Source organism: Nitrosospira multiformis ATCC 25196 (assembly GCF_000196355.1).
GTDB lineage: Bacteria > Pseudomonadota > Gammaproteobacteria > Burkholderiales > Nitrosomonadaceae > Nitrosospira > Nitrosospira multiformis.
This window is the reverse complement of the sequence record NC_007614.1, coordinates 2,766,693-2,790,036: the sequence shown is the minus strand read 5'-3', so window position 1 is coordinate 2,790,036 and position 23,344 is coordinate 2,766,693. Positions and strand designations below refer to the sequence as shown.

Genomic DNA, 23,344 nt, shown 5'->3' with positions numbered 1-23,344 from the left:
GCAAGATTGTCTCTTCGTATTTGACGGAGCAGTAAGAACAAGTGATTGTGATTAACTCTGAATCCATATCGGGGGACATCGCACCTCCAGTTATCAGATCATGAACGTAGCCTCTTCCCATCATTGGCAATCCCTGTGAGCAACCTCGAAAAGTCCTCTGCGCGCTTGTGCTTGGAAGTATGAGCACTTCGGGCGGGTAATCTTTTTTGAGCCGTACCCATGAATATTCCGCAGTTTTCTTTTTTTTACTCCGACTGTAAAAATGCCATTGTGTGATCTATCGCACCGACGCGATGGGGTGCGCATATCAACCTTGTTTCAATCGAACGAATCGGATGGGATGGGCAGTGAGAAAGTTAATCTGGCAAAGTCATTGCATTGAGCAACAATAGAACCGTGACTGTCCACTTAGCGCTGGATTTCCAACTCCGGCTCGCCCAAGTGACGGCAGCGGTTCTTGAGCAGCCAATAACAATAATATGGCAAGTTAAAACACTTTTCATGTAGCAGGAGACGTTCTGTCTAAGGAACCCGATCATGAATTTGTTTGGTAGTTTGAAAAAAACAATATCGCTGTTCATTTTGGGGCTGACCGTTATTTTTGCTCTTTTGTTTTATAAAGAGGATCAGTTAAAAGAATTATTAACACAGAAGCCGGACTATCTTTCAGTACAGTATTTAAGGCTTCTGTTAAATATAAACCCTGATGATAGAAGCTTGCGCATCGAGCTCGCACGGCACTATATGAACCTCGGCCAACTGGATGAAGCTCGTATTGTGTTGGAGCCGTTGCTAAAAGAACCGGCAGAGTTAGGTGTCAGGCTATTGGTATTGGAAATTGGCTTCAAGGATTATTTATCCACAGCGGAAAACGATCCAGGTCGGAAAGCAAAATTAGCCAGCCTGCGGAACAGTATTGTTGAGATCAGTAAGGAGCGGCTTCCAGTTACTTTGTTGCCTAAAGTTATTAAACTTAGCCTGGAACTTGAGCAACCTGCTGTCGTTGCAGGCCTGTATTATCGCTGGTCAGCCGTGGTCCGTGATTCTTCTGAACGCCTGGAGAAATTAAAAGAATCGGCGAGGTGGTATATCGCATCAGAAATGCCCCGCAAGGCGGCGGAAATATATAACAAATGCCATGAGATGTCGAAGGACGCATCCCAGGCCCGGCAGTTTGCAATTCTAACCCTTCAAGCATTGCGGGAGACGGGCGATAGTAAGCTCGCTCTCGAATATTTCCGTAACTATCAGCAGAAATTTCCACAAGATCCTGAACTGGTAGATGAGGTTATCAGTATTAATCTGGCTGACAACGAGCCGAGGCGTGCATATGAAATGGGCATACTGCGGCTAGCGCTGGAGGCTAACGATCCTGTGCAAATTAAAAAGCAGCTCGATCGTGCTCTTGCGGTTGGGGAAATCCGGCCGGCTTTGGTTTTAGCTCAGCGGGTGGTTGAGATTGTTCCAGCCGATGAAAGCGCTCATGAAAGGGTGGGACGTATTGCAGAATGGGCTTTGATGCCAGAGATCGCATTGAAGGAATGGTTATGGCTGGCAAGAAATAGGAAAGATGATGCGGCCATCATGAATGCGGTTCGGCTTTCGGTAGGGCTAAAAGCTTACGATGCTGCTTTGGAACTGCTGACACAGTTATCAAACACACGGAAATTAACAAGCGAGGAAATGAACACCTTGTTATCTGCCTACAAGGAGGCGGGAAGCTTAGCTGATCACGTCAATTTTCTGAAATCCTATTTAAAGCGGTATCCTGAGGATTCACAGGGATGGGAAGCGTTGGCTAAAACACAGGAAAGTGCAGAACAATTAACTGATGCCGTGACGACGTGGCAACTTATCGGGGCACGTTTCAATCGCATGCCAGAGGCGGTGGCTCATCAAGCCAGATTAACGCGGAAAAACGGCAAACCCGAGAAGGCTCTTTCTATACTGTTATCAAATAAAAATAATGTGACCTCAAATGAGACGTATTTCTGGGAGATTTTAGGGGAGCTTTCGTGGGACCTGAAACGATTGGAGCATGGGGTGACGGCTTATGGCATTCTGTGGAAATCAGAAAATGCCAATGCGCTTGTTGCGGAACGGTTGATTCAGTTGATGCGAGATATGGGCAGGGCAGAAGAATCCATCGCGATCGGTGAAGAAGCTTATGATCGTCTCAAACAGCCTCGTTGGTTGCTGCTTGCTATGGATGTTGCTAATCAGGCAGGTTTGTCAGATGAACTAAGGCGGCTTTTTAAAGTGGCAATGAGTAAGGAGTCGCAGTTTCTGGACTCAGAGATGTACTGGCTCCTGCGCGCGGAGTTGAATACCCGGGAGAGCAAACCTGAAATAGCTTTAAAGCAGTATCAGCAAGCTTTAAAAGTCAGTCCGGCATCGACTACCGCAAAGGAAGGAATTTTATGGAATCTCATTGGCCGAGGTGATAAGCGGTTACTCCGGTCCTATATTAAAACCTGGCAAGCCGATGCCTCAAAAAACCGGTCTTTATGGGGCGTTTATGGAACCGCATTGGTCAAGGTTGGCCAGAACCAGGAAGCTCTGCCCTGGTTTGAGCGCAAGGCGCGGATCAATCCTGATGATTATCTCTGGCTGCTCAGCTATGCTGATGTCATGAACAGGGCTGGGTATAGGGATGGAGCGTGGCGTCTGCGTAAATACGTCCTGTTTAACTTAAGATCACGTCTCAAGGAAATTGGTAATGCGGTTTCAGCCAGGAAGATTAAGGAGTGGTTACGTCCGGAATATCTGGCTTTGATGCGCGACATGGAAGGCGTGAATGCTGATGTATCTATATTAAAAAAATTTCTGGCCAAAGGATACGACAATGCTGGAGTTCAAGAATTGCTGGTCGCTGCATACCTATCTCAGGAGAATTATCCGGCTGCTCGTTACTGGTTATTGCAAGAGCATGTTGCAAGACAGGAAACACCAGCGTGGCAGCGCCTTGCTTTAGCTCTGGGGGAAAATGATCTCGCTGCTGCCGAGCATATTCTTGAAAGCGAAAATGACAGGCTTTCGAACTTCAACAGAATGGAGACGCTCAGGCGTCTGGAGAGAAACGAGGAGGCGTTGTCATTTACCTATAAACTTCTTGATTCACATAAAGGAGACCCTGCACTGCAATCTTACCTCTTCAGTGTCAGGGATGATCTGATAGTAAAATCAAGCAAGCAAGTAACAGGAGGCGTTGACTTCAAGACGCTTGGACGTATAAATTTTATCGAAAGCCGAGCGCGTTTTAATATGCCTGGTTCAGGTGGGGTGCTGGCAGCGGAAGTAAGGCACACCTATCTGGATTCTTCAAATCCGGAGATTGTTCTGCCTGCACATAATGAAGTAGACATAATGGCGGAATTTAAGCATCCTCTGGGGCAAGGGGCATACCAGGTGAATGTCGGTGGCAACTTGAGAGAAGTGGATTCCATTGCTTACGGGGCAGTCAGGGTTAACCAGGATGTAACAAGCAGATTAAAAACCAGCTTGCGTATAGGAGTGAATGAACTAAGCCACGAAACAGGGGCGTTACGAGCGCTAGGGAAAAAAGATATGCTTTTACTGGGGGTGACTACTCAATTAACACCGCAAACATTCCTCCATGTAGATATCGATGGTCATCGCTATTCCACCAGGGAAGGAAATAACCTGGGTAAAGGCTATAAGGTGCAAACGATTCTGGGCCACTCTTTGCTTAGAGGCATTCAGGATTGGCAAATCAGACTTCAGGGATCATTGGAAAGAAACGACCTTACACAGACGACTCCTTCTGACTTAACTGGGGTATTGAGCCCTTCCTTGCCGGGTGTGGAGACGCTGATCCCACGGAGATTTGCTCTCATGGGCATGGGGACGAGTTTTCGCTATGGGCCGTTTGATCAGGGAGTGCTGCGACGCCCCTTCGTTCTTGGGGATGCGTGGACAGGATGGGTGTGGCCTGCTAATGATCTAGGGTATAACGCGCGTGTATTGATGGGGATATCGTTAATGGGATCGGATATTCTTAGCGCCAGCGTTTTTTATAGCAATGTCCAAGGCGGCAGGACTAATCAGGCTTATGCGGGGGCCGGCCTCCAATACTCCATTCGCTTCTGAATCCCCGGGGAAGCTGGGATAGATGAATAATTGCCCCCGCTTTTGGCGGGGACAATTCGGAACCTCCGAAACTGGGCGAAAACGACGCTCAACCAGTCAAACTGGAGCGTACTGCCCGGAGTGATTGCCGCTCACGAGCACCCGATTGTTCTGGCTCCTCTCGGGAAGCGCCAGAAGATTGATCTCCCATAGGTTAATAAAAACCCCCGCTTCACCGGGGGCACTCCACGTTCTCATTTAGCGGAGCTGTGATTGTGCTTCACAGAAGCACTATCATTTGGCAGAAAGCGATCCAGCGGCCCAACCCTCGAAATAAGTTGTGATTCGCCCTCGAAATAAGCAGCTGCGGCAAGAAGCGCCTGGGTGTCGCCGCCTTGACGTGCAACTAACTCGGCGGTCTCTCTGTATTGCTGTGCCAGGGATGCGGCCTGCTCGGAGTAATGCGGTTCTCGCGCCTTTAACTTATAGTCATTCCTCTTCAGTATCTCAATTCTAGTCGCTTTATTGATCTGGTTAAGTGCCTTTCCAATTTTCCCTATAGCCTCGTCTGGAACTGCATGTGCTGACCCTGTAGTTCCCAAGCCAATCGAAACGATAATGGCAAAAATCAGCAAGGTAAGGACAGTTCTAACCGAATGTATATAGTTCACCATTTTGAAAATCCTCTTAATTTAATCTTTACCGAAAAAATTTCTCGGAGTAGTGGATACTCATTGAGTAAGTCCCCGATTGACCCCATACGATGCGGGCGTTGTGGTTATGTTAATGCGACGGATAAACTGACCGCCGTATAGTTCCCCGCCGGAGATACCCGTGACAAAAAGAAGGGGTACGGCTACGTTTGCTGACAGGGTGACCTGATTGGTCGCGCGATTCCACACTGCTTGAATCGCCGCAGCTTTGGCTTTGAGACCTTCTTCAGTATTGTCCCCAATAAGATAAAAGGGATAATTTCTGACCGGTAGCTTGAAAAGCCGCTCGTACTGGGCGAAAACGGCGCTCAACCAGTCAAACTGGAGCGTACTGCCGCTTGCATCGTATTTGGCCACGTTCGTCTGATGGAAAAAATGAGGCCATTTGTTGAACATCAGCATGTGGCGTGATGCAGTATCTGCCTCTGCCAGTAGAATTTCCGCGTAATTACGGGGAGTGCAGATGGCTCCCGGTATTTCGCATGGATTCTGCCCGGCCTTTACAAACCTATCATGAAATATATAGTTGTACTCATCCACCAGCAGAGCTGGGTTCGTTACATTATAGAAAACGCTGGTGGGCCAGCGCGGCAGCATGACCCGGTCCGTATTGCTGCCATCGTCGTACTGAGTGATATATTGCTCGAGGTTCTGGCCCTTTTGCGATGAGTCCGAGGCAAGATAGTCCACGCCCAGGTCAGCGACGGCTTGGAGGAATAGTGGATTGGCGCCACCCTCGTCAAATGCCACGTCATCCGATTGAACGTCGAACATCTCCGGATGCAAGGCAGGATCCGCAGTGCATTTGCGGTCTTTCAAGCCGGAGTGATTGCCGCTCACGAGCACCCGATTGTTCTGGCTCCTCTCGGGAAGCGTCAGAAGATCCCAGACCTTCCGGTTCTTGGTAATTTCCGCCTTGATTGCCGCGATGGTAGTAAAGGTTTCATAATCACAGGGAGCATTAGCCGGAACCGGCGCCTTATCCATGTCGGCATGTGTAAAGGTGTGGTTGATGAAGCGGAATTGTGCTTTATTAGCCACCACTGCCGCTACCAGGTCTTCCGTCAGATTTGGAGCCAATGTCATTGCTTCCGGATCTACCACTGCCCCGGAACCGTTGAAGGCAAAATCCAGCTTGAAGGCCCCGGCTGTCGGATGAGCGGCACGAAAGGCGTTCTGCTGGCTCACTGCATTGGCAATATCGCCGCTGTTTAACCTATAGGTATTGGTAGGATGATCATTCTTGAGTTCGGAATCCCACAGGCTGTTGCTCAGAAACAAATCGTCCACGTGGGCTGCCATATGGACATAGCGCTTCCCAACGAAGACCCCTTGCGTCGCCCAGTTGACGAACTCATAGGCCAGAACTTTTGAGTGGATGAGAAATGAAGCATTCGTAATGGTCGAGATCATGACTTCGCGTGCGGGTGTAGCCTGGTTCGGCATCATGTACCGCACGACCGATACCAGCGCTTCGCCATTCTGGGTTTTGAGGAGGGGCTCAACAGTGGCTACGGTCCCATCCCGCATAGCGGTACCATCATTTCGAGGATTGGCGGCGAAGGCAAAGTCCGTAATTGGAAGTGGATTAGCCTGGTTCACATACTCAAAAATTTCCTTGCTGGCTGTGGTGGGCACGCTCCACGTACCCTCGTAGTTGTTTCCACTGGATGAATAGACAAGCCCGTAATCCAGGTAGATGCCAGAAGGAGGTCCCGGGTCCGAATAAGTAGCCGGCCACCCCGATAGCACTGCCTCGCGGACCCCGAAGTTTTTCTGGTAGTCATGAAGGATATCCCATTCGGAAGGCGTGAAGGCTGGGACCAAGTCAGAGTCGGTCAAGATAATGCCATTGTAACTACCTATGCACCCGGCATCCTGAGCTTTGCAGACGGCTCCGGTTGAAGAAGAGGCGAGCATTGCTGCCGTTAAATCCTGCGTGTTGGCATTGAATACATCGTATTGCACGCCCATTTCGTCAAGGACGGGCTTGATATAAGCAAATACAGGGTCTGTCGTTATATCGCCTGTCGTAATGAGCAATATCCTCAATTTGACAGCATTATCGGCAAATGCCGGCGATGCCCCAATTAAAGCCAGCCCCATTATCACCGAGACAAGTAACGAGCGTTTCAGACTCAAGTTCTCTTTCATGAATGAAATCTCCTTTTCGTAAACGAAGACAAAAAAATGGGGGATTCCCTAGTCCAGCATAGACCGGGGTATACAAAATCGCTGGGATATTGGGATAAGGTAAAAAAATTTTTTTAAATGGCTAAAACGGCAAAAAAGATGGCTTAATTGGCTTAAAGGGCTATATGACACGCGTTCACCCACTTTTTCCATCGAGCGCCTGAATCTCGTTGCTAATTGCTTACTTCCTCCTTCAGCTTCCGGAGTAGTTCTCACCCGAAAACGAATCTCATCGGTGCGGAAGGGATAACGTAAAATCCGTAGAATCGCCAAGGAGGGGGATAGTGCAACGACAGCGAACCGCGAGCTAGTCACAGTAGTGAAAGACAGCGGCACGATTTCTCTCGGTATAAGAACCGCATGCGTTTGCAAGGCGCTGTCAACGAGATATTTCCATCAGGAATGGACCTCGGATCTGGAGGCGGCGTTTATGGCTCCGGCTTCGAACTCCGAGTCACCTTACCGTTACTCCCGGACCAAATTATTAACTCTATTTGGCTTTATAAATTCCAATAGCTTCATAAATTCCAATTGAGGAAAACAATACAATGTCGGAAACCGCAACAAATACAATTTCTAATATTTCTTTGATCAAGTCCCTCAGACAAGTAAAAAGCGTAATTAAGCTGCTTGTTGGCATTACTCTTCTAAGTGCGAATATTTCTTTGATCAAGTCCCTCAGACAAGTAAAAAGCGTAATTAAGCTGCTTGTTGGCATTACTCTTCTAAGTGCGAATGTGAGCTTCGCCGAGTTCATTTTTCCATCTAGCTTATTAAATAAAAGAGGTTCATCGACGCCCCAGCCCCTGGAAGTTCTCGCTGTAAAAGATCAGCAGAGCTCGGACGATAATTCGGACAGCTATATAGAATTTGCTACCGATCAACTGGGATATGTGGGAATTTTTCGGTTCAATCTGCCAGCTAAACCTGATAAAACGATTCAGCAATTAATATTCCATGCAAATTACCGTGGGCGAGAAAAGTCTCTTCAAAAGTGGGAATTTCAATTACTTAATGTTAAAACTGGCAAGTGGGCCCATATTGCAGACAATGGCAATGTAAAAGATGGATTCTGGAGTGATATCCTCACAACGATAATAGAACCATCCCAATTTATTAACAGCCGGAATCAGATAACGTTACGCTACGTGACAAGGAATGGAGGAAACAATAGCCAACTTGATTTCATTGGGTTGGAAGTAAAAAGTGCGGTATCCGATCCATCTACAGATACCCTAGGGTCAAGCAATGATGCAGCTAGCAGCCAGCCGCCCACCGTTGTAAACGATGGAAACCGCTGGCAACCTGCCCCTGGATCAAAGTGGCAAATTCAGTACACTGGTACGATTAATACATCGCTCGGTGTCGACGTTTATAATCTCGATTTGTTTGATACAAGTGCAGCGGTTATCTCGGCACTGAGATCAACAGGCAAGCGAGTTATTTGTTATTTTAGTGCGGGGAGCCATGAAAACTGGCGTCCTGATGCTGCCTCATTTCCAATCGTGGTTCTCGGCCGGAATCTTGACGGCTGGGCAGGTGAGAAATGGCTGGACATAAGAAAATTGGATATTCTCATTCCCATCATGCGGGCGCGGATGGAACAGGCCGCGCAGAAAGGCTGCGATGGCGTCGATCCAGACAACGTTGACGGCTACAGCAACAATACGGGATTTGTCCTCAGCTACAACGATCAGTTGACTTATAACGTAGCCCTTGCTGAAGCGGCACATGAACTTGGGCTTGCTATAGGTTTGAAAAATAATCTCGACCAAATCAAGGATCTTGTGAATTATTTCGACTTTGCCGTGAATGAAGAATGCTTCCAGTACAGCGAATGCGATACACTCAAACCATTTGTTGATGCCGGAAAAGCTGTATTCGGTATCGAATACAATCTCGCGAATTCAAGCTTTTGCCCGCAAGCAAATACATTGAATTTCGATTTTCTAAAGAAAAACCTGTCTCTGGATGCCTGGAGGGAATCCTGCAGATAGTCACACCAACGTAGCTGCCGCCCCTCGAAAAGGACAGCAGCTCCCACCTTCATCACATCGGTTTAGAAGCAGGTGGGTTTCCGGAACGCCGTCTGTGGTTGCCAGCGGCGTTTGATTTCATTCCATCCCACCTACCTGGCTTGAGCGGCAACCCCTTCGCATGCGGATATTCCCGCCCGGAACTCGCGCCGAACCAGCCCTGCCTCGCGTCTCGCGCCCTTCCCCGAACAGGCCGCCAATCGCGAAATGCGGGGCGCATCTTGTTCCTGCTCCCCTCAGTTCCGATTCAATCTACCTATCCCCCTACATCAGTGCATCCTCAGGTTCGATCGAGCCGGTCCACTAATTCCTAATGCGGAAGCAAGGTTTAACGTTCGTATGATTTGTAGTTCAGGACCTTAACGGCAGCTCCACCTTTGCTTTCTTCAATTCCCACAGCAGAAAGCGAGGACGGCCATCATTCAATTGATGGTACTAAAGGATATTCAAGATACAGAAAATCACGCTCCAATCCCGCCCGTTATTCGTAAACATGCGGGAATAGCTATACACCTTTCTGGTGGGAGCGTGCATTGCTGTAGGAAATAAGATTTCGCTATGTGAAATAGCGCACATAGCGAGCTCCAGAAGTCTTTGTAATATGGATCTACTCAAAGCGGTACCCATTGTCAGGGCTGGAAAACTGGCGGTAACCCGTTCCGGAACGGTTGAGAGAGCAGGCGCTCTCTCTAATAGGCTAGACAAGTTAGCGGTCGCAATACGTCGCTTTGCATCGCTTGTATAGGACCAAATCTATAAGAAAGTGACCATTAATTAATTAGAAAAAGAGGTCTCGTTTATGTTTATCAGTAACAAAAAAATCATGGGCTTTGTTAATACAAAACTTAGATTTTTCGTTTTTATTATTTTGTTCAATTCTTTGACTGCCTGTTCAGTAATTGACATACAGAAAGGTCCCTCACTTTCTCCTTCCGAGCGTTGGATGATTTTGCCTTTTCAAAATTATTCACAGACTCCGCGGGTAGGCGAGCAAGTGGAAGAAATGCTGGCCACATTCCTCAGAATCAGAGGGATTACAAATATAGAAATGTACCAACAGTCGGATGCAGACAAGAGGGGGTGGCTTGAATTCGATGACCGGACACGCCAGGAAAAAGCATTGGTGTCCGCTATTAAGGATGATGTTTCTTATGTGGTTGCCGGAAGCGTTGATGAATGGCAATACAAACTGGGGGTTGGCAGCGAGCCGGTTGTGGGCCTGACGATACGGGTTATAGAGATTCCTTCTGGCAAAGTCGTTTGGTCTGCAAGTGGAGCGCGATCAGGTTGGAGTACAGGATCGCTCAGTGGCACCGCACAAAAATTGCTTAGAGAGTTGACTTCAAGGATCGAAATCACGGGAACGTGATTTCCATGACGAATGGAAAAGTCGATGATGCCGGGTAACGTTTTACAAAACAAATGGCTGGAATCAATCGCGGTCTCATTGTCGCTCCCAATAATTGGTTATGCTGTTGATCCGTCTGATCCTTTTTTCGTCGACTATCGGTTTCCCTGGCTGATTCTTGCTCCTTTGTTGATTGGTCTTCAATACGGGTTCGCATGCGGAATTGCTTCCGCGGCATTGCTCATAAGTGTCATTTCCATTGGGTTCTTTCTAAGATTGCCGCAAGTTCCTTTTTTTCCTAAGGAAATGGTTACGGGGTTGTTGCTGCTCACTGTGATTACGGCTGAGTTTCGTGAATCATGGGTCCGTAAGATACGGCTTTTAGAACATCAATACAATTATCTCAAGGTAAGGATGGACAAGTTTGCCCGCTCATACCATTTGATTAAAGGCTCTCATTATCAATTGGAACAGCATTTGGCAAGCCAGGCCAAAAGCTTGCGTTTATCCTTACTTGATCTGAAGAAGAAAATTTTGTCTCTGGAAGAAAATAGGGGCGAGCCACTAGCCGGTATTTCGGAGGATATTCTTAAAATTCTTGCCAGCTATGCCAATGTTCAGACAGCGGGGATTTATGCAGTAGACGAACAACGAAACATCAATGTTAACCCTGTTGCGCGTTTAGGACAGCCTCGCACGTTATCGAGCTCAGATTCTGTAATAAGAGAAGCGCTCAGTACTGGCCATGTTGCAAGTATTGAAGTGGAAAGAAACGATTCAGCGCCTGCCACTGGAGCCCTTGTGGCCATCCCGTTAGTGGACGTATATCAGAAAATCTGGGGGATGGTCGTTGTGAGTGAAATGCCGTTGTTTGCATTTCAGGAAGCTACTATGGATTTTCTCGCCGTTTTGGGAGGAAAAATAGGGGATCTTATCAAACGGCGAGCGGAATCTTATTCTCAGGACAATGATGGTAGAAAAGCGTTTGAAGCGCGGCTGCGCCGAATTCTCGGGGAACTGAAATACTTAAAGACAACTGCTGTCGCAATTGCCGTCACTATCAACACTGAAGAACTGCAGAGGGAATTTCTCGTTAAGTTTCAGAGCGAATTACGGGGCGTAGATGAAATTCTTATTGCCAAAGATAGAGATGACCGCTCCCTGTTTTTAATATTATTACCTTCTACGGACGTAACTGGCGCTAATGAATTCTTAAATCGGATTGAGCTGTCAAGGCCATCAGCGGACGCGATTTGTGAGGGCCCCGATAGAACAGCCTTCAGCTTTCGCGATGACAATATCAGAGTTTGTATGTGGATTTTACACAACAAAACCTCGTCGGAAGAGGTTTTACTGGAGATAGAGCGGTTTTGTAAGAACGAATTTATTTACAAAGAATTCAGGGAGTCAGAATGCCTATATTCATAATTCTGTCTAAGTTAATTCTACTCGGTATGGCCGTAGGGCTTGAAATATATGGTCTTCAACTGTTTTTCAGTCCCTCCATAGCCGAGCAGAATCTGATCACAGCCTTGTTTTGTCATTTTATTGCAAGCGCTGTTGCCGCCTATATTTTTCCCACGGTTGTTGTTCCTGGCCAAGCAGACACTTCGCTCAGAGCAACTCTTTTTTTCTTCGTGATAGTTTTTTATTTGCCTGTCCTCGGATTGATAGGACTGATTCTGGCTCTATCATTTGTAGGTTTTTCGTCCAAAAAACCAAAAAGCGCAAATTTGTGTATAAACATAAACAAGATTCGGGATCTTCCTTCTGACGCTGGCGTGACAGGGGGTCAGCCCGTCAACTCCCATAGCCTGTACGATCTATACAGATCCAGAAATCCTGAAATACGGCTGCAAGCTGTGTACGCAACATTGAAACTTAAGGATAGGGACGCAATACCATTGTTGCGTTTAGCGCTGGCCGACTCGATTGACGATATCAGATTGCTTGCTTATGCCTTATTAGATCGTAAAGAGTACAGATTGAGCAAGCACATCGAGAAATCCAAGCAGGATCTTGAAAATATAGAAAACCCCAGAAAGAAAAAACAATTGTGCCGGCAGATTGCAAACGACTATTGGGAATTGGCGCATCTCGGACTGGTCCAAGGTGAAGCTAAAAACCATGTTCTCCGAATGGCCTACAAATACATTGAAATGGGTCTCGGATACTCTCCCCAGGATTCCGGGCTCATTTTCCAGTATGCTCAAATTTTGCTGAAGTTGGGAAAATACCAGCAGGCCCTGGAACAATTTAAAAAGGCCGAGATTTTCGGAATTGAGTGTGTCGGCTTACTGACCTATTACGCAGAGATAGCCTTTTATACCCGCCATTATCATGAAGTGAAACAATTAATGACGGGGATAGAACTTCCCGCAGCTTATCCCCTTTTGACTACCGCAGCACGGTTCTGGCAGAAAGAGGGTTGATGCAGAAGCAACAGAAAGATGCTGATATCACGCTCTTGCTGGAAGGCACCTATCCTTTTATCAGGGGTGGGGTTTCGGGCTGGGTGCACCAGATTATCGCAGAGTTGCCGCAGTACACATTTTCTTTAGTTTTTCTGGGATCCAGGAAGAGTGATTATGGCGAACTGAAATATGTTCTGCCCGATAATGTCGTTCATCTGGAATGCCACTATCTGTGGGAGCGTCTTTCTTTATCTAAAGCCAAGGGCTGCAAAGGTAATAATGACTACATTCTGCGTTCAGGAAAGCTCCATGAGTGGTTCCGGAATCCATGCTCGGGTTTCGATGAGGTTGTCCTAAAGAACCTTTTGGTTTCTTTGGGGCAGCCGTCCGGCTTCACTGCAGAGGAGTTTTTCCATAGTGATGCGTCCTGGCAGCACATTTGTGAGTATTACGACAAATATAACGCAGGGAATTCATTCATTCATTACCTGTGGGCAATCAAAGCGACTCACGCTCCACTGTTTATGCTTGCCTCGGTGGCTAATCAGTTTTCTGTTGAGACGAAAGCATTTCATACCGTTTCGACCGGCTTTGCAGGTTTTCTTGGCATATTACTGCATTACAGAACGGGGCGGCCGCTTATTTTGACGGAGCATGGCATCTATACGAAGGAAAGAAAGGTGGACTTGCAGTCCCTTTTCATTAAAGAACATCGTGATTCGTTAAGCGATGCTCTTTATATGGGAATGCAATATCAGGAATTATTATGGATAAGATATTTTGAATCACTTGGGCGCCTTATTTATCAAGCCTCAAATCCGATCATTAGCCTTTATGAAAATAATAGGAGGCGCCAAATTGCCGATGGTGCGGATGGTGACCGCACTCAGGTTATCCCTAACGGAATGGAAATGCAGCGTTTTCTTCCTATACGTGCGGAACGGCCAGAAAAGATTCCACTCGTGGTCGGATTGCTTGGAAGGATAGTGCCGATAAAGGATATTAAAACCTTTATTAGAGCCATGAGTACGGTTGTGCTTCAACTTCCTGAAGCTCAAGGCTGGCTGATCGGACCTGAAGAGGAAGATCAGGAATATGTGGCGGAATGCAGAAGTCTGATTCAGGAGCTGGGACTGGAAGGAAAAGTACGTTTTCTGGGGTTCCAGCAAATCAGCAACGTGCTCCCTCGTCTAGGGTTGCTTGTACTGACGTCGATCAGCGAAGCCTTTCCTTTGGTGCTGCTCGAAGCTTTTGGCAGCGGTTTGCCGGTCGTGACGACCGATGTGGGTGCGTGTCGGGAAATCATCGAGGGGGCCAGCGACGAGGACCGTGCTTTGGGATGCGCAGGTATTGTAACGCCCATCGCGGATCCGGAAGCCACCGCTGCTGCTGTGATTACATTGCTGACAGACGGGGAACGTTGGCATGCAGCACAGAAAGCGGGTATTCAGCGATTTGAAAAATATTATACGCAATCCAGAATGCTCGACAGCTATAAGAAGATTTATGACCAAGCGATAGCACAATAAGTTATCCCAGCTGTGTAAGGTCGTGACCGGGCCCCTTTGTTTGTTTTTCCCTCCCTTTTTTAAACTTGAGGTCCGGTTAATTCCGACAAATGTTGCGCTCCTACCAATTTCCCAAACCAGTTTTCGGCGCTTCGGCAGGCATGAAGATGATAGCAAGTGGGCTATGCAGCATGTGCCCTCTGGAGTTTTTGCAATTCCTGACACCAAAAGTCTCCGAGTTCTGGGCGGGCTCCGATAATGGCTGGTATTGGGTTTAGACTACGTGAACTGACAGGCACTGATACTCTATCAGGGCTTACGCTCGCTTATGGTTTTGCGGGGATTATAGGTTCTGGCCCATGGGTATTGTCGATTGTTGGCATCCTCTTAATCGGCATCATCAACACGGAAAACTCAACCGCTCCTTATTATGTTGAGCAGTTTCAGATATCCATAACTTATTTGATGGCGATTTCTTTGATTCTGACCAGTCCCTTGCAACTGATGATCACACGCTTTATTGCTGACAAGTTGTATGAAAAACAGGACGAAAAGGTTTTACCGAACCTAACAGGGGCCATTTTTATTGTAGTGATTGTCAGCGGAACGATTGCGGCTCTATCCCTGATTTACCTGTTTAGCGGATCGGTGCTATATCGTTTATTGATGCTGGCCGGGCTGGTTATCCTTTCTACCATTTGGATTGTAGTGATCGTTTTATCGGGGCTGAAGGCTTACCGTGCAGTTTTGTTAGCCTTTCTGGTAGGTTATGGCGTAACAGTATTGGCTTCTATGGAAATGAAGGCATTTGGGCTGGAAGGACTGCTTTCCGGTTTTGTTTTGGGGCATGCCATTTTATTGTTTATGCTCCTGGTTGTGGTTTTTCGCTCGTATTCAAGGGATAAGTTGATGGCCTTTGATTTTTTACAGCGAAGTCAGATATTCCCGAGCCTAGCGATTACCGGCTTTCTTTATAACCTCGCTATTTGGGTTGACAAATTTATTTTCTGGTTTAATCCTCAAACCGGCGTTGCGGTCATTTCGCCCCTCCGGGGCTCGCAAATTTATGACCTTCCAATATTTCTTGCATATTTATCGATCATACCGGGAATGGCGGTATTTTTGCTGCGCATGGAGACTGATTTTGTAGAACAGTACACAAAGTTTTATGCAGCTATTAATGGCGGCGCTCCCTTAAAGCCTATCTTACAAATCTATGAAGAAATGGTCCTGACAATTCAGAGAGGATTTATTGAAATCTTTAAGGTACAAGGAATGACCATCATTATATTGCTGGCAGTAGGGGAAAAATTGCTTGAATGGGTAGGAATATCGCCTTTCTATAGCATGCTGTTAAATATTGACCTTGTTGCGGTGGGTGTTCAAGTATTATTGCTGGCTGTTCTAAACATATTATTTTATTTCGATTATCGTAAAGATGCCTTGTATCTCTGTTTGCTATGTGTCACCTCGAACATTGTATTCACCCTTTTGAGTCAATACCTTGGGCCCGCATTTTATGGCTACGGTTTTGCCTTGTCGGTTGTAACAACGACCCTGGTGGGGATGATCATCGTTTCAAAAAGACTTAATGGGCTGGTTTACGAAACATTCATGCTGCGTTAAATCAACTATGCTTACGTATATAAATAATCACTGACAGACCCCGGGAATGAGTGATTTTCATCGACGTTCCATCGATTGATGAAAGGCAGTCCGATATTTGAGATCCGGAGACGAAAGGGTGATCGTATTTATATTTATTGGGATAGCGATGTAATGGCGGTAAGCAGAAACGGTGTTAACCATAATTATGAATTGAAGACAAGTTCGCTCATGCTCTGGTAATTTGGCGAGTCGGCAGAGGTATGTTTGATTAACTGTCACTGGCCGTAGCCGAATATGAGATGGGGATTCTGGAAATGGGTTTCAGGAAATGCCCATGACGGTCATCAATGGGATAACGCCAATGATGAAGTACCAGTCGACTTTCGGGAATCATTATGCTTTTTTAAGGCTCATCTCTAGCATGCTTTTATCCTCTATCTGCTTGCCCGCATACGCGAGTACCGCGATTTTCTACGGCCGACCTGCCCCGGTGGATCTACTTTCACATTTTACGCAGGTCATAGTAGAACCCGAGAACATGGATAATGTGGATTATCTTTTTGACAAGGGAACTAAGGTATTTGCCTACGTCAGCGTCGGAGAAGTCCATGCGACACGAAGCTGGTATTCAGAGATCCCGCAAAGCTGGTTTATTGGCAGTAATAAAGAATGGGGAAGCAGTATCCTCGACCTGACTCAGCAAGGATGGCATGACTATCTTCTTGACAAGTATTTGTCCCGGTTATGGGAACAAGGTTATCGTGGATTTTTTTTGGATGGACTGGAGACATACCAGAGGGTTGCGGTTGAACCTGCTGCCCGGTTAAACCAGGAAAAAGCATTATCCAATCTGATTAAAAGTATACATGAGCGTTTCCCGGGAGTTGAACTTATACTTAACCGGGGTTTCGATATCTTGCCGCATGTAGGCCAGTATGCGGTTGCATTAGCCGCCGAATCGCTATTCCAACGCTGGGATCCGATCGATTTGGAATATACGGAAGTTGCTGAGCCGGATCGTAACTGGCTCTTACAGAAGTTATGGCAGGCACGAGATCGGTATGAACTGCAAATAATCGTTATTGATTACGTTGATCCAAAGCAGAAGGATTTAGCGCGAGCTACCGCAAAAAAAATATCTGATCTGGGCTTTACGCCCTGGGTGGCAAACCCCGCATTGGATATTTTCGGCATTGGCAAGGTGGAGATATTCCCTAGACGCATCTTGGCGCTCTATGACGGGCACGAATATCCGGAAGGGCTGCAGCAGACGGATATCCATAAATTGCTAGCCATGCCACTGGAACATCTGGGTTATACACTCGATTATCTGGACGTGAATGCTGGATTACCCGGCAATTTATTGACAGGGCAATATGCCGGAATCGTGAGCTGGTTCAACAACGATGCTTTATTGCACCCGGCGGTTTATAGAGACTGGCTGTTGCGGCAGATGGAGGCTGGGGTAAAAGTTGTTATTCTCGGAAATTTAGGTTTTAAAGCTGATAATGCTTTTTTAAAGCATCTAGGGGTGGAACTAAGTCAGTCGGAATCCCTGGAGGGCTCACTTATGGTCAGGGGGAGCGATAAAATTATTGGTTATGAGGCGAAACCTCAACCAGTGACACGGGGGTTCACTGCCTGGCAAGTATTGGAAGATGGTGTTCAAAAGCATCTAAGTTTTACAGGTCAATCGGAAGAGCCGGTGGTTGCAGTATTTTCCGGGAATTGGGGCGGGACCGCCTTGCATCCTTATGTGATAGAAGCTGGTTACCAGGGGCTGAAACGATGGATCATCAATCCATTTGAGTTTTTAAGCACTGCTCTTGATGTAAAAGGAATACCCGTACCCGATGTCACGACCGAGAATGGCCGGCGTTTATTGCTGGTACAGATTGATGGTGATGGGGCTGGGAATAAAGCAGAAATACCTGGAACGCCGTTGGCGATAAAAGTCATCCAGGATCAATTCTTGCAAAAATATAACCTGCCTTCTACGGTTTCCATAATTGAAGGAGAAACGGCGAACCGCGGCTCCTCAGACAAGGTAACTGAGGCCGAGAAAATAGCACAAGATATTTTCAAGTTGAACCATGTTGAAATAGCAAGTCATTCCTATAGTCATCCTTCCGCATGGTTTCCAAAGAACACTATTGATGCTGATGGAGATGAGTATCAGCTTTCTGTCGATGGATATGGATTTGACTTGCATCGGGAAATCGCCGGATCCGTGGAATATATTAATAACACCTTGGCGCCTGAGAACAAGCGGGCGCGTGTTTTCTTATGGACCGGGGACGGGCTGGCAAGCAGAGAGGCTCTAGCTTTAGCGCGTTCACTTGGGTTGGAGAACATGAATGGCGGCGGCGCGACGATTTCCAATGATGAAAAAACCGTGACACGTGTGCCCCCCCTGGGTTATGTAATGGATGACCAGCTCCAGTTATATGCCCCCATGGCGAGCGAGCATGTTTATACAAACAGATGGCAAGGTCCCTTTCACGCATTTAGTCGCGTCGTCGAAACCATGCAACTCACTGACCGCCCCCTTCGTTTGAAACCATTGCATATTCATTATCACTTTTATTCAGGAAGTAAAACGGATTCCATCAATGCGCTGAAATCCGTGTATGAGTGGACTGTTAAACAGGAACATCGACCTGTCTGGGTCAGCGAGTACGGTCAGAAGGTAAATGAATTCCGCAATCTTACAATGTCTCGCCGTGTCGATGGTGCCTGGGATATTAGAGGGCTGAATACACTACGCACGTTACGTCTGCCAGTGTCGACAGGGTGGCCCGATTTGGAAAGATCGGAGGGGATTGTAGGGGTCCGTGATGCGAGTCAAGGGCGATATGTGCATCTTTTGCCTAATCATGGTCAAGTGCTGCTGTATATGACACCCGAGCTTCCCTTATCTCCTTATTTATCCCACAGCAACGGGGAGATTGACGAATGGCAGAAAATGTCAGGGGGCGTTAATTTTCGAATGCGTGCGCATACGCCATTAGAAATGACGGTCGCATCTGAAGGAGAGTGCCATATCAATTGGTCCGGTGGCACTCTGGAAGGGCAGCGCGAGGGTCAAGGCTGGAAATTTGTTTTTCCAGTGGCCGATTCCGGGGATGCGACCCTCGTGTGTTCTTGATTGACAAAAAGTTTTATTGTCTGTGCGGCTGCGTAAGCAGAGTTTGCGGTCGTACTGACCTCGTCCCTCAGGATTTAGCAAAATCGTTAGTAGAATTTCGGTGTGTGGCGTTCGCCTCGAAATCAGCACCGATCAGAAGTATAGGAATTCGAACTCCTTCAACTGGCGTGGCAACCTCACCCTCCTTTAGGGCAAAAGAATCTCCTGCTCGGTAAATTTGCTCTTCTCTTCTTTGCGTCATGACTCAAATGCAGCCACTGCCATCTCGATTGCTTCTTCAACTCGATTCCGGGGATTGGACTTCCTCCGGTTAGCGTCAATAAGGACATCAATACCTGGCAGATTAAGCCTGAACTGCTACAGATTTTTTCAGGTCGATCAGCTATCTTCGCTTGGAGCACTTGATAGTGAGATTATTCCCCCTTATACCCCTATTTTTTATCGTGTCGCCCTCCAACGCCACGGGAATTTCGTCCGACCCTAACGCTACAGGTATCGTATCCTCCCCCAACGTCAAGGGGATCTCGTCCAATCCCGGCGCCCAGGGGATTTCATCCGACCCTAACGCCACAGGAACCTCGTCTGACCCGAATGCGAAGGGGATCTCGTCCAATCCCAATGCCACAGGAATCGTGTCCTACCCTAACGCGCCAAGGACTATATTCCACGACGTCTCGGGGCTCTTGAACGAAAAAATCGAGTGGTCCGATGTTCCGGCAGAGGTGCAAAAAACGATAACTGAAAATGGAGGTAGCGGAAATATCGAAGAGATCAAGAAAAAAACCGAAGCGGTCGGTGGCGGATTGAAATCGATTTATGCAGCCGAAGTAAGAAAAACCGATGGTTCGAAGATTGAGATAAAGGTTGATGAAGACGGCAACCTTATTGAAAGCGACAGAGATTAACCACTCCCCCGGCTATTGCAATCTTTAATTCCTGCCCGGCTACGAATGAAATCCCACCCCAACTCCTGTAATTCTACTGTTCCAGCACCTTGCACAGAAACATCATGCGAGTACGCATGCAATAATGCGAGGGCAGTCACAGTTAGTTTCTCAAGAGCTTGATCCGTCAAAAAATCTGACCAGGGGAAGCCGCGGACTATCTGTGGCGGCATTTTCGGATAACGAGCAGATATGGCTCTTTCCCGTGAGTTGGTTTGTAGGGCTTCCCAGAAGGTTTTCCGACAGCAGTGCGAGTAAATGGCCCATTAGGGTATCTAGGCTGGCGGTATATTGAAGTACCGCCAAAAATACCGATGAGATTAACGGTATGTCGAGATACCTATGATTTCGTGAGAGGACTAGCCAAAAAGCAAAATAAAGGGCTTAAGAGAGAAGGTAATAGGTTGAGAGGTAAACTAGTGGTGCCGGGAGGGGGAATCGAACCCCCATGACCTCGCGGTCGCGGGATTTTGAGTCCCGTGCGTCTACCAATTCCGCCATCCCGGCAAAGCTTTTCCTGTTCTTTACAGGAGGGGCATTATCACTGAAAACCCCATTTGCGGCAACCCGTAGCGCGATTCCTGCTGCCGTATAATACGTCCAATGAAAATTCAGGATTTCGACTTCGACCTTCCTCCTGAACTCATTGCGCAGTTTCCGGCCGAGAAGCGGGGCAATAGCCGCATGCTGCATCTCGACGCCACAAGCGGCGCACTGCAGGACAGGATGTTTGCCGACCTTCCATCGTATTTGCGTCCCGGCGACGTGATTGTCTTTAACGATACCCGCGTCATCAAAGCGCGCCTGTATGGCGTGAGAGATACCGGCGGCAGGGTCGAGGTCCTGGTGGAGCGTGTGCTGGACAGCCATTGCGCGCTGGCTGCTATTCGCGCCAGTCATTCACCGAAACCGGGATCGAAGCTTTTCCTTGCTGGTGCGATAGAGGTCACCGTCCTGTCCCGTGAGCACGGTTTTTATATCCTGCAATTCGAGCACGAGAGTGGGGTCATGGAGTTGCTGGAACGTTACGGCAATCTGCCTTTGCCTCCCTATATATCGCGCCCCGTGGAAAAATCCGACGAGCTGCGGTATCAGACCGTTTATGCGGCTCGACCGGGTGCAGTGGCGGCTCCAACGGCGGGACTGCATTTCGATGAGCACATGCTGGGGTTGTTGCGCAAAATGGGTGTGGTGATGGCGCATGTGACGCTGCATGTGGGCTCCGGCACTTTCCAGCCGGTGCGGGTGGAAAATATTGCCGATCACAGGATGCACAGCGAAGTTTTTTATGTCTCTGCGGAAACCGTGGAATGCATTAGGCATGCGAAAGCCGAGGGCGGCCGGGTACTGGCAGTGGGCACCACCTCGCTCAGGGCACTGGAGGCCGCGGCAGCATTCGCGGGCGAGCGGGCGGAAGCGGATAATGGGGATGGCGTTCGGATAAAATGCGGAGCCGGCGAGACCGATATTTTCATTACGCCGGGTTATCAGTTCCGGGTAGTGGATTGCCTGCTGACCAACTTTCATTTGCCCCGCTCGACCTTGTTAATGCTCGTGTCCGCATTCGGTGGCGTCGAAAATATCCGGTGTGCGTATCGGCATGCGATCAAAGAACGCTATCGCTTTTTCAGTTTTGGCGATGCGATGCTGATCGGAAGGGCAGAGGGGATATAGATTAAAGCCTGGAATAACACTCCGCGGACAGAATCGTTTGCCTTCAGTCATAGCGCTATCTTCTAAAAAACTGCTTGGTCTTCTTTCTATAAAACTGCCATATTCAGTAGCTTGACCCATGAAATTTCAATTGCATCGAACTGATGGCCTGGCCCGTCGCGGTACCTTGTCGCTCACGCACGGCGTTGTGGAAACGCCCGCTTTCATGCCGGTGGGTACCTATGGCGCGGTGAAAACAATGTCACCGGCAGATTTGCAAGTCATCAACGCACATATCGTGCTTGGCAACACCTTCCACTTGTGGCTGCGCCCCGGTCTCCAGGTCATTGAAGCGCATGGTGGATTGCACCGGTTCATGGGGTGGGACGGGCCCATACTGACCGATTCCGGTGGGTTCCAGGTATTCAGCCTCGGCGTTTTGAGAAAAATCACGGAGCAGGGGGTGAAGTTCAAGTCTCCCGTCAACGGTGACACGTGCTTTCTTACGCCCGAGGAATCAATGCGCATCCAGTATGTGCTCAATTCTGACATCGTCATGATATTCGATGAGTGTACGCCTTATCCTGCGGATGAGCGGGCGGTGGGGGAATCCATGGAGTTGAGCCTGCGCTGGGCGGAGCGGTCAAGGCAGGCGCATGATGAAGGTGGAAACCGCAATGGGCTGTTCGGTATCGTGCAGGGAGGGATGTACGAAAAACTGCGCGATGAATCCCTGGCAGGGTTGCTGGACATCGGTTTCGATGGCTATGCAATCGGGGGACTGTCAGTGGGAGAGCCGAAGGCCGACATGCGGCGTATCCTGAGACATACCGCTCCAGGGCTGCCAGCAGGGAAGCCCCGATACCTCATGGGGGTAGGTACTCCAGCTGATATCGTGGATGCGGTGGCGCAGGGTATGGACATGTTCGATTGCGTGCTGCCGACGCGCAATGCGCGCAATGGATGGCTGTATACGCGAACCGGAGTCATCAAGCTGCGCAACAGTCAGTATCGCCTCGATACCCGTCCGGCGGATGAACAATGTACCTGCTATACTTGCCGGCATTTCAGCCGCGCTTATCTGCATCATTTGCAGCGAACCGGCGAAATTCTGGGTGCGCGCCTCAATACACTGCATAACCTGTATTATTATCAGCAGTTGATGGGCGAAATCCGCACTGCAATCGAAAACGGGCAGTTCCAGGAATATGCGCAAGCATTTCAAGCACAAACGGCATCGTGATAAAATCACGTTCTTTTTATCCCATTACCGGAGAATGTCATGTTGATTAGTGCAGCCTACGCTCAGGCCACCGCACCTGCCGCACCGCCCGGAGCCGATTTCATGAGTCTGCTCCCGCTGATCGCCATATTCGTCGTGTTTTACCTGTTGCTGATTCGTCCGTAGACGAAGCGTGTCAAGGAACAGAAGCTGATGATCGAGGCGTTGCAAAAAGGGGATGAAGTGGCGACTGCGGCGGGCGTGCTGGGTCGGGTAGCCAGGATCAGTGGAAATTACATCGTCTTGCAGGTTGCCGAGAATGTGCAGATTGTCATACAGAAATCCTCTGTTCAAACCCTGCTCCCCAAGGGAACATTGAATACCATCGAAAAAGAATAATTGAAACTATTGTAAACGCCGTATGGCGCGGTCGCTGCACTCTCCTCCTCCTCTGGCTACTCCGAAAAC

Annotated in this window: 14 protein-coding genes, 1 tRNA gene and 1 pseudogene; 13 read left to right on the top strand and 3 right to left on the bottom strand. The window is 48.1% G+C overall.

Annotated elements, in window-relative coordinates; all coding sequences use genetic code 11:
* The first annotated feature begins 537 nt into the window (after positions 1 to 537).
* Positions 538 to 4,110 carry a tetratricopeptide repeat protein gene (locus tag NMUL_RS12730; protein WP_011381731.1) on the top strand — a complete coding sequence of 1,191 codons (3,573 nt, stop codon included), beginning with the start codon at positions 538 to 540 and terminating at the stop codon, positions 4,108 to 4,110.
* Positions 4,111 to 4,343: 233 nt separating this feature from the next.
* Here the strand turns inward: NMUL_RS12730 and NMUL_RS12725 are convergent, their stop codons facing one another.
* Positions 4,344 to 4,763, bottom strand: coding sequence for a hypothetical protein (locus NMUL_RS12725; RefSeq protein ID WP_011381730.1), 420 nt, complete (start codon positions 4,761 to 4,763; stop codon positions 4,344 to 4,346).
* Positions 4,764 to 4,820: 57 nt separating this feature from the next.
* Positions 4,821 to 6,956: an Agd3-related carbohydrate deacetylase gene (locus tag NMUL_RS12720; RefSeq protein WP_011381729.1), complete on the bottom strand. Its 2,136-nt coding sequence runs from the start codon at positions 6,954 to 6,956 to the stop codon at positions 4,821 to 4,823.
* A gap of 587 nt (positions 6,957 to 7,543) precedes the next feature.
* Here NMUL_RS12720 and NMUL_RS16220 point away from each other — a divergent pair.
* From NMUL_RS16220 to NMUL_RS15790, 8 genes are all read left to right on the top strand, one after another.
* Positions 7,544 to 8,992: an endo alpha-1,4 polygalactosaminidase gene (locus NMUL_RS16220; protein ID WP_011381728.1), complete on the top strand. Its 1,449-nt coding sequence runs from the start codon at positions 7,544 to 7,546 to the stop codon at positions 8,990 to 8,992.
* A gap of 838 nt (positions 8,993 to 9,830) precedes the next feature.
* Positions 9,831 to 10,400 (top strand): putative lipoprotein, encoded by a 570-nt coding sequence (locus tag NMUL_RS12710; RefSeq protein ID WP_011381727.1) that lies wholly within the window; start codon positions 9,831 to 9,833, stop codon positions 10,398 to 10,400.
* A 24-nt stretch (positions 10,401 to 10,424) separates the two neighbouring features.
* On the top strand, positions 10,425 to 11,807 hold the full coding sequence (locus NMUL_RS12705) for a GAF domain-containing protein (RefSeq protein ID WP_167535590.1): 1,383 nt from the start codon (positions 10,425 to 10,427) through the stop codon (positions 11,805 to 11,807).
* The gene (locus NMUL_RS12700; RefSeq protein WP_011381725.1) at positions 11,792 to 12,811 is read left to right on the top strand and encodes a tetratricopeptide repeat protein; all 1,020 of its coding nucleotides are present in this window, start codon (positions 11,792 to 11,794) and stop codon (positions 12,809 to 12,811) included. The genes NMUL_RS12705 and NMUL_RS12700 overlap by 16 nt, the downstream gene beginning before the upstream one ends.
* Positions 12,811 to 14,322, top strand: coding sequence for a GT4 family glycosyltransferase PelF (gene pelF, locus NMUL_RS12695; protein ID WP_011381724.1), 1,512 nt, complete (start codon positions 12,811 to 12,813; stop codon positions 14,320 to 14,322). The genes NMUL_RS12700 and pelF overlap by 1 nt, the downstream gene beginning before the upstream one ends.
* 237 nt (positions 14,323 to 14,559) lie before the next feature.
* Complete coding sequence (gene pelG, locus NMUL_RS12690) at positions 14,560 to 15,927, top strand: exopolysaccharide Pel transporter PelG (RefSeq protein WP_011381723.1); 1,368 nt, start codon at positions 14,560 to 14,562, stop codon at positions 15,925 to 15,927.
* Positions 15,928 to 16,243: 316 nt separating this feature from the next.
* On the top strand, positions 16,244 to 19,057 hold the full coding sequence (locus NMUL_RS12685; protein ID WP_049783122.1) for a bifunctional glycoside hydrolase/polysaccharide deacetylase family protein: 2,814 nt from the start codon (positions 16,244 to 16,246) through the stop codon (positions 19,055 to 19,057).
* A gap of 407 nt (positions 19,058 to 19,464) precedes the next feature.
* On the top strand, positions 19,465 to 19,962 hold the full coding sequence (locus NMUL_RS15790) for a hypothetical protein (protein WP_011381721.1): 498 nt from the start codon (positions 19,465 to 19,467) through the stop codon (positions 19,960 to 19,962).
* A 459-nt stretch (positions 19,963 to 20,421) separates the two neighbouring features.
* On the opposite strand, the gene NMUL_RS12675 is transcribed toward NMUL_RS15790, so the two are convergent.
* Positions 20,422 to 20,508, bottom strand: a tRNA-Leu gene (locus NMUL_RS12675).
* Between the two features lie 96 nt (positions 20,509 to 20,604).
* Between NMUL_RS12675 and queA the strand changes: the two genes are divergently transcribed.
* The 4 genes and pseudogenes from queA to yajC all read left to right on the top strand — a co-directional run.
* The gene (gene queA, locus NMUL_RS12670; protein ID WP_011381720.1) at positions 20,605 to 21,675 is read left to right on the top strand and encodes a tRNA preQ1(34) S-adenosylmethionine ribosyltransferase-isomerase QueA; all 1,071 of its coding nucleotides are present in this window, start codon (positions 20,605 to 20,607) and stop codon (positions 21,673 to 21,675) included.
* A gap of 118 nt (positions 21,676 to 21,793) precedes the next feature.
* Positions 21,794 to 22,897, top strand: coding sequence for a tRNA guanosine(34) transglycosylase Tgt (gene tgt, locus NMUL_RS12665; protein WP_011381719.1), 1,104 nt, complete (start codon positions 21,794 to 21,796; stop codon positions 22,895 to 22,897).
* 39 nt (positions 22,898 to 22,936) lie between these two features.
* A complete protein-coding gene (locus tag NMUL_RS16640) occupies positions 22,937 to 23,062 on the top strand; it encodes a preprotein translocase subunit YajC (protein ID WP_373365296.1) in 126 nt (41 codons plus the stop codon).
* Between the two features lie 15 nt (positions 23,063 to 23,077).
* Positions 23,078 to 23,275 (top strand): annotated as a pseudogene (gene yajC / locus NMUL_RS16635) (preprotein translocase subunit YajC); the annotation flags it as partial.
* Positions 23,276 to 23,344: the final 69 nt, after the last annotated feature.

Excerpts from the sequence above, each read along its gene's own strand:
- NMUL_RS12730 (WP_011381731.1), top strand. The coding sequence starts at position 538 with ATGAATTTGTTTGGTAGTTTGAAAAAAACAATATCGCTGTTCATTTTG.
- NMUL_RS12725 (WP_011381730.1), bottom strand. The coding sequence starts at position 4,763 with ATGGTGAACTATATACATTCGGTTAGAACTGTCCTTACCTTGCTGATT.
- NMUL_RS12720 (WP_011381729.1), bottom strand. The coding sequence starts at position 6,956 with ATGAAAGAGAACTTGAGTCTGAAACGCTCGTTACTTGTCTCGGTGATA.
- NMUL_RS16220 (WP_011381728.1), top strand. The coding sequence starts at position 7,544 with ATGTCGGAAACCGCAACAAATACAATTTCTAATATTTCTTTGATCAAG.
- NMUL_RS12710 (WP_011381727.1), top strand. The coding sequence starts at position 9,831 with ATGTTTATCAGTAACAAAAAAATCATGGGCTTTGTTAATACAAAACTT.
- NMUL_RS12705 (WP_167535590.1), top strand. The coding sequence starts at position 10,425 with ATGATGCCGGGTAACGTTTTACAAAACAAATGGCTGGAATCAATCGCG.
- NMUL_RS12700 (WP_011381725.1), top strand. The coding sequence starts at position 11,792 with ATGCCTATATTCATAATTCTGTCTAAGTTAATTCTACTCGGTATGGCC.
- pelF (WP_011381724.1), top strand. The coding sequence starts at position 12,811 with ATGCAGAAGCAACAGAAAGATGCTGATATCACGCTCTTGCTGGAAGGC.
- pelG (WP_011381723.1), top strand. The coding sequence starts at position 14,560 with ATGGCTGGTATTGGGTTTAGACTACGTGAACTGACAGGCACTGATACT.
- NMUL_RS12685 (WP_049783122.1), top strand. The coding sequence starts at position 16,244 with ATGACGGTCATCAATGGGATAACGCCAATGATGAAGTACCAGTCGACT.
- queA (WP_011381720.1), top strand. The coding sequence starts at position 20,605 with ATGAAAATTCAGGATTTCGACTTCGACCTTCCTCCTGAACTCATTGCG.
- tgt (WP_011381719.1), top strand. The coding sequence starts at position 21,794 with ATGAAATTTCAATTGCATCGAACTGATGGCCTGGCCCGTCGCGGTACC.
- NMUL_RS16640 (WP_373365296.1), top strand. The coding sequence starts at position 22,937 with ATGTTGATTAGTGCAGCCTACGCTCAGGCCACCGCACCTGCCGCACCG.